This is a genomic window from Bacillus sp. 22475 (assembly GCF_052044835.1).
In the GTDB taxonomy this organism is placed as follows: Bacteria; Bacillota; Bacilli; order Bacillales; family Bacillaceae_G; genus Bacillus_A; species Bacillus_A cereus.
In genome coordinates this window covers 267,597-284,048 of sequence record NZ_JBQENW010000006.1, presented here as the reverse complement: position 1 = coordinate 284,048, position 16,452 = coordinate 267,597, and the positions used below count along the sequence as shown (strand labels likewise).

The window sequence follows — 16,452 nt, the reverse complement described above, 5'->3', positions numbered from 1 at the left end:
TATGTAACATAAGCATTATTGATTATCATTCTCATTGAATGTTAAAAATAATATCTCACCCTATTCCTTATATGAAGGCATAGAAACTGAGAAAAAATTACACAACTCATTTATTGATTATCATTCTCAATGTAAATCAAAAAAAATAAACTATCTCTTCTCCTCTTCTTTCACTTCTTCCCCCTAACAACACTTTAGTTATAGAAACCCCTTTTCCCTCACTTCCCTTCCAATATTTCCACAACTAAGTCAATCTTAGCCTACTCATAAATTTTTTGTCAACTATATTACGTATAAAATTTTTAATATCTGAATTTCTCTATATGTGGCTTTTTCTACAAAAAAAGAGACTTTCTACTATAGAAAGCCTCTTTTCTCTATTTTTCTACAGCAATTTCCTGCTTTTGAAACTTAGAAACTATATAACCAAATCCTATACCGATTATGCCTGGAACTAACCAACCAATTCCTACACTATATAATGGAATCTTATCTAAAATAGGTGCTAGCGCTGCAATTTGAAGGTTTGCATTGTGTAACCCATCAAAGAAACTTATTGCAAATGCTCCTACAATCCCGCCCACATACATCGCTAATGGAAGACGAACGTAGTTTTCAACAAGTGATAATACGATAAGTACGATTCCAATTGGATAAATGGCGATTAAGATTGGTAATGCTAATGCATTTAACTGAGTTAACCCAAGGTTTGCTACCATAAATGCTAATACACAGAAAATGAAAACGACTTTTTGATAAGAAAGCTTTGGTAATAAGGAAGAGAAGTAATCACCACAAGCTGCAACAATACCTACAGAAGTTGTTAAACATGCTGCTGTAATTGCGATCCCTAGTAATAAAGTTCCGTAGCTACCAAATAAATGATTCACGACATTTGTTAAAATAATTCCTCCGTTTGCGCCCATTCCAAGCGATACACTAGAAGCTCCAAGATACGCAAGCGCTAAATATACAAGTAGTAAACCAAGTGCTGCAATAAATCCTGCAAAGATTGTTACTTTTGCAATACTATTTTTATTTGTAATGCCTTTTTCTTTTAACGCATGAATTACAACATTTCCGAAAACAAGTGCTGCAAGTCCATCTAAAGTTAAATATCCATCAATAAATCCTTTGAAGAGAGGAGCACTATACGCTTCTGTCGGTGCACCAAATTCTCCAATTGGTGTAATAAGTGCTTTACCTACGATAATTGCAATAACTGCTAATAATATCGGAGTTAGTACTTTACCAATACGACCCACTAATTTTGAAGGATTTAAAGCTAAATAGAAAGTGACTGCAAAGAAAATAAGTGTAAAGATAACAAGTGGATATGACTGACCAGCTATCTCACTTGGTAAAAACGGTGCAACACTCATCTCATAAGCTACTGTTCCTGTACGCGGCACACTTACGAATACGCCTAAACATAAATAAATTGCAGTGATAAAAACAAGTGCGAATATAGGATGTACACGTCCTGCTAGCTCATTAATATCTCCCTTTAAAGCTATAACAATTACTCCTAATAAAGGTAGTCCAACCCCTGTTACGATAAAACCAAACAGCGCGATCCATACGTCCGTTCCAGCACCTTGCCCTAACGCTGGTGGAAAAATCATATTGCCTGCACCAAAAAACAGTGCAAATAACATTAAACTTATTGCAAACATCTCTGAAAACTTTAAAGATGATTTCATTTCTACTAACCTCCTAAAAAAATAATTGACAAAATATTCTGAATTAAAATCCGTCACATTTCCTCTTTCAAGCATACTTCCCCGTAAAAGAACGCAAAAAACACCCGTCCCTAACAAAGGGACGAGTGTTGAAATCGTGGTTCCACCCTTATTCTAATAAAATGAATTCATAACGAAATAAGCTCATTTTATAGCTCGTGTAAATTGATAACGGTTTTATCCGCCAAGAATTACAATGCATCATGTATGCAGTTCACTCTTGAAGTTTAGAGGTGGTAAGCTTGTCTTTTCGTATTAGGAAGCTCACAGCCTAAGGCTTCCCTCTCTGAGAATCGTAAAATACAACTCATGTCCTCATCATTACTTTTATAAAATATCTTGTCGAAACTTGTTGTTTTTTATTATATGGGCTATTTTTTAAAAAATCAATAGTTTTATTTTTTCTGACAAAAAAATATAAGGAGAAAATTTTTCCTCCCTATAACTGCCCTTTTAATATCTCTAATTCCTCAGTTGCAATGTTCCGCCATTTTCCTACTCCAAGCTCATTTAGCTCTATATTCATAATGCGCACTCGCTTTAGCTTTATTACAGTAAATCCGAAAGCACGACTCATTCTACGAATTTGCCTGTTCATTCCTTGCGTTAAAACGATACGAAATGTTGATTGATCGACTCTCGTCACTTTGCACGGCTTCGTCATACCATCTTTAATCTTTACACCGCTGGACATCTCATCAATAAACCAGTCCGTAAAAGGTTTATCGACTGTGACAACATATTCTTTCTCGTGTTCGTGATCACCGTGTAAAATTTGATTGGCAATCGCGCCATCATTCGTTAATAAAATAAGTCCTTCTGATGCTTTGTCTAATCGCCCAACTGGAAAGATTCGTTCTGGGTAATTGATATAATCGATAATATTATCTTCAATATGATCAGCTGCTGTACAAGTAATTCCGACTGGTTTATGAAAGGCTATGTACACCTTTTCTTTCTCTTCTTTTGCAATAACCTGCCCATCAATCGTTACAACATCACCATCTCTCACAAGTGCACCGTGCGTACATATTTCGCCATTAATAGCCACGCGTCCAGCTTTAATAAGGCGATCTGTTTCACGTCTGGAGCATGATTTTGCTTCGCTTATGTATTGGTTGATTTTCATGTTTTGTTCCTTTTCATATATAATAAAAACGTCAATCTATGGCAATATCATTATGCCACGATTGACGCTTTTTCACTTCGCAAAAACAACTAAATAAATAACCCCAATCACCAAAAATATTCCACAACAAGCTAACAATACTTTTGCAAGTTTGTCCATAAACATATAATGGTTTCCCCTTTGTTTCGTTGTTTTCTATTTCAATTCGACAACTGTTACGCCTAGGCCTCCCTCGCCCATGTCACCGTAACGGTAATTCTTCACGCCGCGGTGCTTCTTCAAGTAATCTTGTACACCTTGGCGAAGCGCTCCTGTTCCTTTACCGTGAATGATTGATACACGAGGATAACTTGCAAGCTGGGCATCGTCTAAATATTTTTCAACGCGCATCATTGCATCTTCATAACGTTCACCGCGAAGATCAAGTTCCAATGAAACGTGGTAATCTCTACCCTTCACACTTGCGACTGCTTTTTTCTCTGTTTGCTTCGGTGTGTTAATGTATTCCATGTTAGATTCTTTTACCTTCATCTTCAGAATACCGATTTGTACGCTCCACTCTGTATCACTTACTTTTTCAAGTAATTGACCCTTTTGACCGAACGTTAATACTTTTACTTCATCACCTGCGCGTAACTGTTGTTTCGGCGCAGTGTTTTTCACGTTTACTTTTTGTTTCTTCACAAGCTCTGGCGCTGTTCCTTCTAGACGGCTCTTCGCTTCAATAAGCTCATGGTCTTTCACATTTACAAGCTGTGCTTTACGCAATTGACGAAGTTCTTGAATAATACCTTCTGCTTCTTTCTTCGCAGCTTCGACTTTTTCTTCCCCTTCTTTTTGCGCTTTTAATAGTTTTTCATCACGCTCATCGTTAAACTCAATAATTTGACGTTGCAACTCACGATGAAGTTTCTGAGATTGTTTGCGAAGTGCCTCTGCTTCGTTCCAGTCACGCTCTGCGTTCTTCTGGCTTTCTTCTAACTTCGCAATCATATTTTCAATTTTATTTGTATCTGTACTAATATGGTTACGTGCTTGGTCAATAACGCGATCAGATAATCCAAGGCGCTTCGAAATTTCAAAGGCGTTACTGCGACCTGGTACACCGATTAATAATTTATAAGTTGGACTTAATGTATTTACATCAAACTCAACACTCGCATTAATAACTTGCTCACGGTTATATCCGTATGCTTTTAATTCTGGATAATGCGTCGTTGCAACAACGCGAGCACCGCGATTACATACTTCATCTAAAATTGAAATGGCAAGTGCAGCCCCTTCTTGTGGGTCTGTTCCAGCACCTAATTCATCGAATAAAACTAAGCTTTCAAAATCAGCTTTTTCTAAAATATCAACAATGTTCACCATATGTGAGGAGAACGTACTTAAACTTTGTTCAATCGATTGCTCATCACCGATATCAGCAAATATATTTTTAAACACACAAATCTCTGACTCATCCATTACTGGAATGTGAAGGCCAGATTGCGCCATTAACACACAAATACCAACTGTTTTCAGCGTAACTGTTTTACCACCTGTATTCGGTCCTGTAATAACAATTGTCGTGAAATCTTTACCTAACATAATGTTATTTGGCACGATTATTTCTGGATCGATAAGCGGATGGCGTGCTTGTCTTAAGTCCATATAACGCTCGTTATTTACAATCGGCTTTGTCGCTTTAATTCGCTTCGCATAAAAAGCTTTCGCAAAGATGAAATCAAGATTTGCAACTACTTCTACGTTTGATAAAACGATATCCGCTTCTACTGCCACTTCTTCTGTTAACATCAATAAGATGCGTTCGATTTCTTGTTTTTCTTTCACACGTGCTTCTTGCAGTGCATTATTTAATTCTACAATGACTTGCGGTTCAATAAATAACGTTTGTCCAGAAGCTGATTGATCGTGAACAATACCGCCATATACGCCGCGGTATTCTTGTTTTACTGGGATTACGTAACGTTCATTACGAATTGTTACAATCGAGTCAGACAGCATCTTTTGCGCGTTTGAAGAACGCGTCATATTTTCTAGCTTTTCACGAATACGGCTTTCCGCAGTACGAATTTGAGTACGAATACCACGCAGTTTATCACTCGCGCTATCGACTACTTCACCGCCATCACCGATGCAATTTGTAATTTTCTTTTCTAAATCATATAAAGATACAATTTGAGCGACATGAGTTTCTAAAATCGGAAGCTCGACACCGTTATCAGCCATATCTTCAATGAAACGTTTCATATTACGACTACCATACATCGTATTCGCAATATCAAGTAATTCATTTGGACTTAACATACTCCCAATTTTTGCACGCTTCACATTGGAGCGAATATCCGTAATACCACCTAATGGTGCACTACCTTTTAAACGAATAACTTTCGCTGCTTCATCCGTTGTATCTTGCATTTCTACAATTTCTTCAAAATCAGTGCTCGGCACTAAATTCTTCACTTTATCACGGCCAAGTGAAGAGGCTGTATGTTCAAGTAATTGTTCTTTTACTTTATTATATTCTAATACACGCAACGTTCTTTCTAACATGTTGCAGGTCCCCCTTGTGTTACTTATTACGTTTAATATAGTCTAATAAACGTTCAATATCCCATGTGTTAATCACGTTATCTTTTTGAAGCCAACCTTTACGTGCTGCAGCTACACCTGTTTCCATATCTTCTAACATTTCAAGTGTATGAGCATCCGTATTAATCGCTACTTTTACACCAGCATCTTGTGCTTGTTTTAATAATTTCGCGCTTAAATCTAGACGGTTCGGATTCGCATTTAATTCTAAAACTGTATTTGTCTCTTTTGCGAGTTCAATTAATAAATCTGTATCTACATCGTAACCCTCACGGCGCCCGAGAAGACGTCCTGTCGGATGGGCAATCATTGTGACATGTTTATTCTCAAGTGCAGTACGCAGACGCTTCATAATCGTTTCACGGTCTTGTGAGAAGCTAGAGTGAATCGCTCCAATGACATAGTCTAATTCTTCTAATACTTCATCATCAAAATCAAGCGAGGCATCTGGTAAAATGTCCATTTCAATTCCGCGTAAAATTGTAATGTCTGGATACTTTTCATTCATACGTTCAATTTCTTTCGCTTGCTCACGAAGACGCTCTTTCGTTAAACCATTCGCTACTTTCAAGTATTGCGAGTGATCAGTAATCGCCATAAACTTATATCCACGAGCACGGCACGCTTGTACCATTTCTTCAATAGAAAAAGCACCGTCACTCCAAGTTGTATGCATATGTAAATCACCTTGTATATCGGAAAACTGAATTAAGTTCGGATACTCTTTAATTAATTCAATTTCTTTTCCATCTTCACGCACTTCTGGCGGAATAAATGGCAGACCGAAATGAGCAAAGAAGTCTTCTTCAGTCTCAAATGTTTTCACTTCACCTGTTTCCAAGTTCTCTACACCGTACTCACTAATTTTCTCGTCTTTATCTTTTGCGATTTGACGCATTTTTACGTTATGGTCCTTTGATCCTGTGAAATGGTGAAGAGTTGTAATAAACTCTTCTGGTTTTACTAAACGAAAATCGATTGAAATATCATATTCATATTGAAGACGGACAGAAACTTTTGTATCTCCACTTGCGATTACTTCAATCATATTATCGAATTGTAGTAAATGCTCACGTACCGCTGCTGGTTCTGTCGTTGCAATGATAAAATCTAAATCTTTCACTGTCTCACGAACACGGCGTAAGCTACCAGCACGAGAGAAACGAATTACTTCAGCAATATTCGACAATTTCTCCTCTATTTCCCCGGCAATAGGCAATACCATCGCAATTGGTAAACGCTCTGGACGAGAGCCTACTTGATCGATTGCTTCTAATATTTTCTCTTCTGTCTTCTTACCGAAACCTGCTAAAGCCTGTACCTTATTTTCCTCACAAACAGCTTTTAGCGATTCCATATCAACAACACCAAGTTCTTTATATAACTTAGCCACCTTTTTACCACCAAGTCCTGGTAGTTTTAATAACGGCAATAAGCTACTTGGTACTTCTTTCTCAAGTTCTTGTAATACTTCAGATGTTCCCGATTCTATATATTCTTGAATAACGGCTGCTGTTCCTTTTCCGATTCCTGGAATCTTTGTGAAATCTTCAATTTCAGAAAGACTACGATCGTCACTTTCTAATGCTGCTGCCGCTTTACGAAATGCAGATATTTTAAATGGATTCGCACCCTTTAGTTCCATAAAAAGCCCGATTGTCTCTAATAATTTGATAACTTGTTTTTTATTTACTTTCATCATTGCCCCGCCTTTCTTTCATAGAAAAAAACTTCTCTTTCCGAAAAAAGAGAAGTTATACTCTGCTACCTGTCTGCCATAGTTCCTTCACCTTTTCAGATAGAATCGGTGTATCGTCTACAATTATTTTGCTAATTGATGATTTTTGTAATGGTGTTTGTACTTGTTCAATCGGAAGAATATTTCCAATGATAATTAAGACAAACAAAATAATATATACTTCTAAAAATCCGAGGATTGCCCCCGCAAACGCATTTACTTGCTTTAAAACCGGTATTTCTGCAAACATATTTAACAAATTACCAAGTAATGAAAGTGCAATTTTAGTGATAATAAACAATATGATAAACGCAAGCGCTTGATAAAATACTGTCTCAATATTATTTGCATCAATCCATTCTGGAACAGATACGTTTTTATCAAATGGATACGGAATAAATTTCGCAAGTGCTGGCGCTAAATCTTTACAGTACCAGTATGCAACAAGGTATGCGATAATAAAGCTTGTTAACTTTACAAGTTGCAGAATAAACCCTCTGCGTAAGCCGAGGAAAAATCCCATAACAAGCAGTAAAATGATAATAATATCAATCATGTTATTCCATTCCTTTTTTTGTCATACTTTCTTTCAATTTCTCATGTTCTTCTTTTAATTTTATGTAATCGTGTATGACGTTTACCGCCGTCAATACCGCTAGTCTACTCGTGTCAAGCGAAGGATTCTTGGCATTGAGTTCGCGCATTTTATCATCCACAATCGCTGCTACCATGCGGATATGACTTGTACTTTCATCGCCAACAACTGAATATTGCTGACCATAGATTTCTACATTAATTCGACTTTTCTTTCCCTTTTGTTGTGACAACTCACCGGCCTCCAATCACGTACAGAATCCTAAAGTTTATCATACCATGAACCTTCATAATATGGAAACAGAAAGAACAATCCGATATGATAAAAATAACAATATAAAAAAAGGGGCGACCATTATGTCAAATTCTATCGTAATTCAAACAAATTCTACAGTAATTGAAGACATGAAACAACAATATAAACATTCGCTTAGCCCGAAAACTCCGCAAGGCGGGATCTTCATGGCAAAGGTACCATCTTGCACGATTACAGCGTATAAATCTGGAAAAGTAATGTTCCAAGGAGGCCGCGCTGAAGCAGAAGCTTCTCGTTGGCAAACTGTCTCTCAAACACCGAAAACAGCTGTAAAAAAATCTGTCGATTCCCATCGTTATGCGCCTCCTGCTTCCATCGGTACAATGTCTATTGTAGGGTCTGATGAAGTTGGTACGGGAGATTTCTTTGGACCGATGACAGTCGTTGCTGTATATGTGGATGCAAAGCAAATTCCACTACTAAAAGAACTTGGTGTAAAAGACTCTAAAAACTTAAATGACGATCAAATTACTGCCATTGCGAAACAACTTCTACACGTTGTTCCTTACAGCTCCCTTGTCCTTCATAATGAAAAATATAACGAGCTATTTGATAAAGGAAACAACCAAGGTAAGTTAAAAGCTTTACTACACAATAAAGCTATTACAAACTTATTAGCTAAAATGGCACCTACAAAACCTGAAGGCGTCTTAATCGATCAATTCACACAACCTGATACATACTATAAATATTTAGCAAAACAAAAACAGGTACAGCGTGAAAATGTTTATTTCGCTACGAAAGGTGAAAGCGTCCATTTAGCAGTAGCCGCTGCTTCTATTTTAGCTCGCTACTCATTCGTAAAACAATTTGACGAACTAAGTAAAAAAGCTGGTATGCCACTTCCAAAAGGTGCTGGTAAACAAGTTGATATCGCTGCAGCTAAATTAATTCAAAAGCTTGGTAAAGAACGATTACCCGAGTTTGTGAAACTGCATTTCGCTAATACGGAGAAGGCGTTTCGCTTATTAAAATAGTATCGACAAAAACAGGAGCCTACAAACTCCTGTTTTTTGTTTCACCCTACTATTGTCCTTGTAATTATGTCACAACATAAATATACATATTATTAAAATTAAAGAAGATCATTCCTATTACTATTTCTACAAATGATTCTAAACATCTTACTAGGTAATCCCATGAAAGAAAATTCAAAATTAGGGAGAATATCCAACTATTAAGTGAGCAACAGGAGTTCCAAAATTTAATCGAAAGATATGGTAGATCATTCCTATTAAATTTTCGGATTCGAAAATTTATCGTGAAACACGATGCACAACAAGCTACAACACTTCTGTGAGGAACTTGAATGTATGATTAGAAGAAAAGGATTGTTTACATAAGGAGGGGATTCATATGAGCGCCGTTAAAGTTAAAAAGGTATTATATGTTTTCGTACACCTCGTAGGTCCACTTTCTTACCTCACTATTTCTACCATTTGGGGAGCTTTTTTCACTACTAAATCTACATTTGAAAATATATCTGATAATCTTGGCGTTATGGCCATCTATTACGTGTTCATGAGTTTACTGTGGTTTTTTTATTTAGATCGATTAGACAAAGATGTAGATAAAATTACAAAAGAGATTCATGATAATAAGATGTAATATAAAAAAGGAGAGTCGCCAAGACTCTCCTTTTTTATATTAGCTTCGTTTCTGCTTCTTATTAGATGAAGGTACTTTATGAGAGCCCGTTTCATGTGTCGTCGTTCCTTGTCCTTCTACTTCCGGAGAACCTAGGCCCGATCTTGAATGATCTTTTTTCACTTTTTTACTCATTTTATACTCACCCCTTCGCGTTACTTTTTGCTACGGGGGAGTAAACTATACAATATGCAAAATAAAAAGCGAGAGGAAATCCTCTCGCTTTTTTTATATTTTAGAATTCAGAAGAACCTGGAGTTCTTGGGAATGGAATTACGTCACGGATGTTAGCCATACCAGTGATGTACATTAGGAAGCGCTCGAAACCTAGACCGAATCCAGCATGTTTTGTACCGCCGTATTTTCTAAGTTCTAAGTACCACCAGTAGTCCTCTTCGTTCATACCTAATTCTTTAATTCTGTCTACTAAAACGTCCATTCTTTCTTCACGTTGACTTCCGCCAATTAATTCGCCGATGCCAGGAACTAGAAGGTCAGTAGCAGCTACTGTTTTACCGTCTTCATTCAAGCGCATGTAGAATGCTTTAATGTCTTTCGGATAGTCAGTTACGAATACAGGGCGTTTGAAGATTTCTTCTGATAAGTATCTTTCGTGCTCTGTTTGTAAGTCAATACCCCATTCTACTGGGTATTTGAAGTCAGCACCTGATTCTTGAAGTACTTTAATTGCTTCTGTATAAGTGATGCGACCGAAGTCAGAGTTAATCACGTTGTTCATACGCTCTAGAACTGTTTTATCAACGAAGCTGTTGAAGAAGTCCATTTCTTCTGGTGCATGCTCTAATACGTATTTCATTGCATATTTCAGCATATCTTCTGTAAGGTTCATTACGTCACCTAATTCAGCGAATGCAATCTCAGGCTCAACCATCCAGAACTCAGCAGCGTGGCGAGTTGTGTTTGAGTTCTCTGCGCGGAATGTAGGTCCGAATGTGTATACATCGCGGAATGCTAATGCATAAGCTTCAGCGTTCAGCTGTCCACTTACTGTTAAGTTTGTTTCTTTGCCGAAGAAGTCTTTTGACTCATCAACTTTTCCGTCTTCACCTTTTGCTACGTTGTTTAAATCTTGCGTTGTTACGCGGAACATTTCGCCAGCACCTTCTGTATCACTACCAGTGATGATTGGTGTGTGAACATGTACGAATCCACGCTCTTGGAAGAATTGGTGAATCGCAAATGCTGCGATTGAACGTACGCGGAACGTTGCAGAGAATGCATTTGTTCTTGGACGTAAATGAGCGATTGTACGTAAGTATTCAAACGTATGACGCTTCTTTTGAAGTGGGTAATCAGAATCTGATAAGCCCTCGATATCAATTTTTTCTGCTTTAATTTCAAAGGGTTGCTTCGCTCCAGGCGTTGCAATTACTGTTCCTTCTACTTTCACCGAAGAGCTAAGTGGAAGTTTTGCAATTTCTTTGAAGTTCTCTAATTCTGTATCAAAAACGATTTGAACGCTTTTGAAGAAGCTACCGTCGTTTAATTCGATGAAACCAAATGCTTTTGAATCACGTAAGTTACGAATCCACCCTGATACTTGTACTGTTTGACCTGCATACTTTTCTGTATCTCTATACAGACTTTTTACTAATGTGTTTTCCATAGTGAAATTCTCCTTTGCTGATATATTTAAATACAAAAAAACCTTTCATCCATAAAGGGACGAAAGGTTAAACTTCGCGGTACCACCCAATTTGTCATAAAGACCAACTTTAACTCGTATGTAATACATACTTCCCGGTTTGTAACAGGCCGGATTCCCGTCTAAGTCTACTCTTGAATACAAAATTCAATTTCGGTTAGCAACTCCAAGGTGTTCTTCACATATACCGCCTCATCAGGCTCTCACCATCCCTGACTCGCTTTGGATTATAGTATATACTACTTTTCCTTATCATCGTCTTTCGTTTTGTTAAACTAAAATTAATGTACTACATTCGAGAGAAAGATGCAAGATGCCAGAAAATATATAAGCGATTTTTATAATATATGGACTTACCGACATCTTTCGACGATTGTGCAATAAAAAAATTGCCGGAATGAATCCGGCAATTTTCTAATTACTTACGTAACTCCGCACCAAATTTCTCTTCTACCGTTGTTAATACACGGTTATGTGCTTCTGTTACTTCTTCGTCTGTTAACGTACGTTCTGCATCGAAGTAAGTCATAGAGAATGCAAGTGATTTCTTGCCTTCTTCCATTTTTTCACCTTCGTATAAGTCGAATAGTGTTACGTCTTTCAGAAGTTCTCCGCCAGCTTCAGCAATGACTTGCTTCATTTCACCAGCTTTTGTTTCTTTTGTTACTACAACAGCCATGTCACGTGTCATAGATGGGAAACGTGGAATTGCTGAGTAGTAAGTTTCTTCTGCGTCTGCACCGAATACTTTTACAAGAGATAGTTCGAATACGAATGTATTTTTCACATCTAATTGTTTTTCTGCTTCTGGGTGCAATTGACCGATGAAACCAATTACTTCGCCATCTAATACGATATCAGCTGTACGGCCTGGATGCATACCTTCACGTTTTGCTGGTGCATATGTGATTTGGTTTGAAACGCCAAGTACGTCGAATAGTCCTTCTAGTACACCTTTCATAACGAAGAAGTCTACTACTTTCTTCTCACCTTGCCATGCATGGTGAAGAGCAAGACCTGTCATAACACCTGCAAGGTGTTGTTCTTCTTTCGGAAGTTCTCCTGCTTCTGTTGGTAAGAAGATAGAACCTACTTCGTACAAAGCAACGCTGTCGTTTTTACGAGCAACATTGTATGAAACTGCTTCTAGCAATTGTGGCACTAAGCTTAAACGAAGTTGGCTGCGCTCTTCGCTCATTGGAAGCGCAAGGTTTACAGGTGCTTTTTCGTTTGGCTCAACCATGTATTGTTTCGCTTTGTCAGCGCTTGTTAATGAATACGTGATTGCTTCATATAAACCAGCACCCTCTAAGAAGCGGCGTACTTTACGACGTTTCGTTTGTGCTGATGTTAATTTACCACGAGTCATCGTTCCAGAAGGTAATGTAACTGGAATGTGGTCATAACCGTATAGACGGCCCACTTCTTCTACTAAGTCTTCTGAAATTGTAATATCAGGACGACGTGCTGGTACATTTACATGGAATGTTCCTTCTACTTCTGTGAATGGGAATTTCAAGTTTGTGAACATTGTACCCATTTCACTCGCAGAAATATTTGTACCTAATACACGGTTTACTTTTTCAGCAGTAACAGATACTGTACGCTCTTGTACTTGTAAGTTGTCAGCTTCTACTACACCTTCAAGTGCTTCACCGCCAGCATATTTCGCCATTAAAGCAGCTGCGTGTTGAATTGCTTCAAATGTACGTGTTGGGTCGATTCCTTTTTCGAAACGTGCACTTGATTCACTACGAAGACCTAAGTCTTTTGATGTACGACGCACTGTTTGACCTGCAAAGTATGCAGACTCAATTAGAACGTTTACTGTCTCATTTGTAACTTCAGAATCCGCTCCGCCCATCACACCAGCAACAGCTAAAGCTTTTGTACCGTTTGTAATTACAAGGTGGTGGCTTTGTAATGTACGCTCTTGATCATCTAACGTTTCAATTTTTTCGCCTTCTTTTGCAAGACGAACAACGATTTCTTTTGAACCTAATTTATCGTAATCGAATGCATGTAACGGTTGACCGTATTCCATTAAAATGTAGTTTGTAATATCAACTACGTTGCTAATTGGACGAATACCAGCTGCCATAAGGCGAGTTTGCATCCACATTGGTGATGGACCAATCTTTACGTTTTTAACCATTTTTGCAATGTATAATGGGTTTTCTTCTTTCGCTTCTACACTTACAGAAATATAATCAGAAGTTTTTTCTGCTGTTTCTTGTAATTCGATAGCTGGAAGTTTTACTTCGCGGCCGTAAATAGCAGCCACTTCATATGCAACACCTAACATGTTTAAGCAATCTGCACGGTTTGGTGTTAAGCCAAGCTCAAGTACTTCATCGTGTAAGTTTAAAATTCCAAGTGCATCTGCACCAACTTCAGCGTCACTTGGGAAGATGAAGATACCATCTGCATATTCTTTTGAAACTAACTTTCCATCAATGCCAAGCTCTTGAAGAGCACAAACCATACCGTGAGAAGCTTCACCACGTAGTTTTGCTTTTTTAATTTTGAAGTTACCAGGAAGTACAGCACCAACTTTTGCAACTGGTACTTTTAAACCTTTTGCAATATTAGCAGCTCCACAAATAATTTGAACTGGCTCTTCTTCACCGATATCGATTAAGCATTTGCTTAATTTATCAGCTTCTGGGTGTTTTTCACATTCTAATACGTGACCAACTACAACACCTTTTACACCTTTATTTAATACTTCAACACCTTCTACTTCAATACCACTTTTCGTGATTTTGTCTGCTAGTTCTTGTGCTGTTACATCTTTAATATCTACATACTCTTGTAACCAACGATATGATACGAACATATTTATCCTCTCCTTCCCTTACGCTCGTTTGAATTGTTGTAAGAAACGTACATCATTTGTATAGAAATGACGAATGTCATCTACGCCGTATTTCAACATTGCGATACGCTCTGCGCCCATACCGAATGCGAAACCTTGATATTCTTTTGAATCATAACCAGCCATTTCAAGTACGTTCGGGTGAACCATACCTGCGCCTAAAATTTCAATCCAGCCAGTTCCTTTACAAGTGCCGCAACCTTTGCCATGACACATCATACAAGAAATATCCATCTCTACAGATGGCTCTGTGAATGGGAAGAAACTTGGACGAAGACGGATTTCACGATCTTCACCGAACATCTTTTTCACGAATACTTGCAGTGTACCTTTTAAGTCACTCATACGAATGTTTTTATCAATTACAAGACCTTCAATTTGCATGAACTGATGTGAATGCGTCGCATCATCATCATCGCGGCGATATACTTTACCAGGACAGATAATTTTGATTGGGCCTTTTTCTTTATTATTTTCCATCGTACGTGCTTGCACAGAAGATGTATGTGTACGTAGTAACGTTTCTTCTGTAATGTAGAATGTATCTTGCATGTCACGTGCTGGGTGATCTTTCGGTAAGTTTAGTGCTTCGAAGTTGTAGTAGTCTTTTTCTACTTCTGTTCCTTCAGCTACTTCATAACCCATACCGATGAATACATCTTCAATTTGTTCAACAACAGCTGTTAACGGATGGTGACAACCTGTTTCAACAGGACGACCTGGTAATGTAACATCAATTGTTTCCGTAGCTAATTTCGCTTCAATTACTGCTTTTTCTAAGTTACCAATTTTGTCTTCTAGACGCGTTTGGATCGCTTCACGTACTTCATTTACTAATGCTCCCATACGTGGACGCTCTTCTGCTGATAATTTTCCCATGCCGCGTAATACTTCTGTAATTGGACCTTTTTTTCCTAAATACGCTACGCGTACGTCGTTTAAGCCCTTTAGCTCTTTCGCTTCTTCAATAAGCTCTAACGCTTTTTGCTTTAGCTCTTTTAAACGTGCTTCCATTTTGGAACCCTCCTAATTTTAAAAATAAAAAAACCTCGCTCCCAAAAAGGGACGAGGTAAATTCGCGGTACCACCCTAAATTGACAGAACAAGTCTGCCCACTCATTAGTTATAACGATCAATTCTGACCGGAACGCCTTTACATATATATGGTCCTGGCGTCAACTCCAGAGGTGAATTCACTTCCGTCTACCATAAGAATGCTTTCAGTCTACGGCATTCTCTCCCTATATGGCGATTTTGTAAGCTACTCTTCTCTATCAACGTTTTTCGTTATTTAACTTTTAATATAATGTACTTCAACTTATTATAAGAAGTTTTTTATTTGTTCGCAACCGGGCTTTGCAAATAATACGTTAAAATCCCTGCTGCAACCGCAACATTTAATGATTCTGCCCCACCGTAAATCGGAATATACAAGTTTTGATCCGTTTTTGCAAGAATTTCTTGGCGTACGCCATTTCCTTCATTTCCAACAATTAATGCAAAACTTCCGGCCGGAGTTACTTCACCATACGGAACTCCATTTTCAAGAGCTGTTCCATATACAGGAACGTTATTTTCTTTTAACTTGTCTACCCATTCTTCTAAGTTCCCTTTTACAATTGGTAAGTGGAAAATAGAGCCTTGTGTAGAGCGGAGTACTTTACTATTGTAAACATCAACACAACCTTCTCCAAGCACAACGGCGTGAATACCAGCTGCATCAGCTGTACGAATAATTGTTCCTAAATTACCTGGGTCTTGCAGGCCATCTAATAAAAGGAATTTCCCATCAGTAAGAGCTACTTCTTTCTCATGCTTCTCACAAACAGCAAATACACCTTGCGTCGTTTCTGTTTCACGAAGTATTTTTACAATCGCCTCAGGCACGATATACATTTCCACATCATTAACTGTCCAATCTTTCGGAAGGTCTGTCTGATCTGAAACGATAAGTTCTGTTACAATTCCTGCCTTCAGAGCTTCCTCGACTAAGTGAAATCCTTCTACAAAAAATAAACCTTTTTTATCGCGTTCTTTTTTCGTTTGCAGCTTTTTCCACTGCTTTACACGCGGATTTTGTACTGAATCAATGTTTTTCATAATATGTATTTCCCTCTCTTCTTGTCTTATCATTATAGCCTATTTTT

At 37.9% G+C, this 16,452-nt stretch carries 13 protein-coding genes, 1 pseudogene and 3 other annotated features; of the genes and pseudogenes, 3 read left to right on the top strand and 11 right to left on the bottom strand.

Going from position 1 to position 16,452, the window contains the following annotated elements:
• Positions 1–377: 377 nt before the first annotated feature.
• The 6 genes from brnQ6 to zapA form a co-directional block, all read right to left on the bottom strand.
• The gene (brnQ6, locus tag ACTJJY_RS13095; protein ID WP_000842650.1) at positions 378–1,703 is read right to left on the bottom strand and encodes a branched-chain amino acid transport system II carrier protein BrnQ6; all 1,326 of its coding nucleotides are present in this window, start codon (positions 1,701–1,703) and stop codon (positions 378–380) included.
• Positions 1,704–1,817: 114 nt separating this feature from the next.
• Positions 1,818–2,073, bottom strand: a binding site (T-box leader).
• 108 nt (positions 2,074–2,181) lie between these two features.
• Entirely contained in the window at positions 2,182–2,871 is a 690-nt protein-coding gene (locus ACTJJY_RS13090) for a 23S rRNA pseudouridine(2604) synthase RluF (RefSeq protein WP_440605676.1), read from the bottom strand.
• 195 nt (positions 2,872–3,066) lie between these two features.
• The gene (locus tag ACTJJY_RS13085) at positions 3,067–5,427 is read right to left on the bottom strand and encodes an endonuclease MutS2 (RefSeq protein WP_440605675.1); all 2,361 of its coding nucleotides are present in this window, start codon (positions 5,425–5,427) and stop codon (positions 3,067–3,069) included.
• 19 nt (positions 5,428–5,446) lie between these two features.
• Positions 5,447–7,165 carry a DNA polymerase/3'-5' exonuclease PolX gene (gene polX, locus ACTJJY_RS13080; protein WP_440605674.1) on the bottom strand — a complete coding sequence of 573 codons (1,719 nt, stop codon included), beginning with the start codon at positions 7,163–7,165 and terminating at the stop codon, positions 5,447–5,449.
• 55 nt (positions 7,166–7,220) lie between these two features.
• A complete protein-coding gene (locus ACTJJY_RS13075) occupies positions 7,221–7,760 on the bottom strand; it encodes a CvpA family protein (RefSeq protein ID WP_000565409.1) in 540 nt (179 codons plus the stop codon).
• A 1-nt stretch (position 7,761) separates the two neighbouring features.
• Entirely contained in the window at positions 7,762–8,031 is a 270-nt protein-coding gene (zapA, locus tag ACTJJY_RS13070) for a cell division protein ZapA (RefSeq protein WP_000082701.1), read from the bottom strand.
• Positions 8,032–8,155: 124 nt separating this feature from the next.
• Between zapA and rnhC the strand changes: the two genes are divergently transcribed.
• From rnhC to ACTJJY_RS13055, 3 genes and pseudogenes are all read left to right on the top strand, one after another.
• On the top strand, positions 8,156–9,091 hold the full coding sequence (gene rnhC / locus ACTJJY_RS13065) for a ribonuclease HIII (protein ID WP_423115101.1): 936 nt from the start codon (positions 8,156–8,158) through the stop codon (positions 9,089–9,091).
• A gap of 132 nt (positions 9,092–9,223) precedes the next feature.
• Positions 9,224–9,457 (top strand): annotated as a pseudogene (locus ACTJJY_RS13060) (hypothetical protein).
• Between the two features lie 13 nt (positions 9,458–9,470).
• The gene (locus ACTJJY_RS13055; RefSeq protein ID WP_440605673.1) at positions 9,471–9,722 is read left to right on the top strand and encodes a hypothetical protein; all 252 of its coding nucleotides are present in this window, start codon (positions 9,471–9,473) and stop codon (positions 9,720–9,722) included.
• Between the two features lie 39 nt (positions 9,723–9,761).
• Here the strand turns inward: ACTJJY_RS13055 and ACTJJY_RS13050 are convergent, their stop codons facing one another.
• From ACTJJY_RS13050 to ACTJJY_RS13030, 5 genes are all read right to left on the bottom strand, one after another.
• Positions 9,762–9,896 (bottom strand): YuzL family protein, encoded by a 135-nt coding sequence (locus ACTJJY_RS13050; protein ID WP_000039588.1) that lies wholly within the window; start codon positions 9,894–9,896, stop codon positions 9,762–9,764.
• A gap of 100 nt (positions 9,897–9,996) precedes the next feature.
• Positions 9,997–11,388, bottom strand: coding sequence for an asparagine--tRNA ligase (gene asnS, locus ACTJJY_RS13045; RefSeq protein ID WP_440605672.1), 1,392 nt, complete (start codon positions 11,386–11,388; stop codon positions 9,997–9,999).
• A gap of 52 nt (positions 11,389–11,440) precedes the next feature.
• Positions 11,441–11,692 (bottom strand) — a binding site (T-box leader).
• A 153-nt stretch (positions 11,693–11,845) separates the two neighbouring features.
• A complete protein-coding gene (gene pheT / locus ACTJJY_RS13040) occupies positions 11,846–14,266 on the bottom strand; it encodes a phenylalanine--tRNA ligase subunit beta (RefSeq protein ID WP_440605671.1) in 2,421 nt (806 codons plus the stop codon).
• An 18-nt stretch (positions 14,267–14,284) separates the two neighbouring features.
• The gene (pheS, locus tag ACTJJY_RS13035) at positions 14,285–15,319 is read right to left on the bottom strand and encodes a phenylalanine--tRNA ligase subunit alpha (protein WP_000388220.1); all 1,035 of its coding nucleotides are present in this window, start codon (positions 15,317–15,319) and stop codon (positions 14,285–14,287) included.
• Between the two features lie 44 nt (positions 15,320–15,363).
• Positions 15,364–15,592, bottom strand: a binding site (T-box leader).
• Positions 15,593–15,640: 48 nt separating this feature from the next.
• A complete protein-coding gene (locus ACTJJY_RS13030) occupies positions 15,641–16,438 on the bottom strand; it encodes a TrmH family RNA methyltransferase (protein ID WP_001986644.1) in 798 nt (265 codons plus the stop codon).
• Between the last annotated feature and the right edge of the window lie 14 nt (positions 16,439–16,452).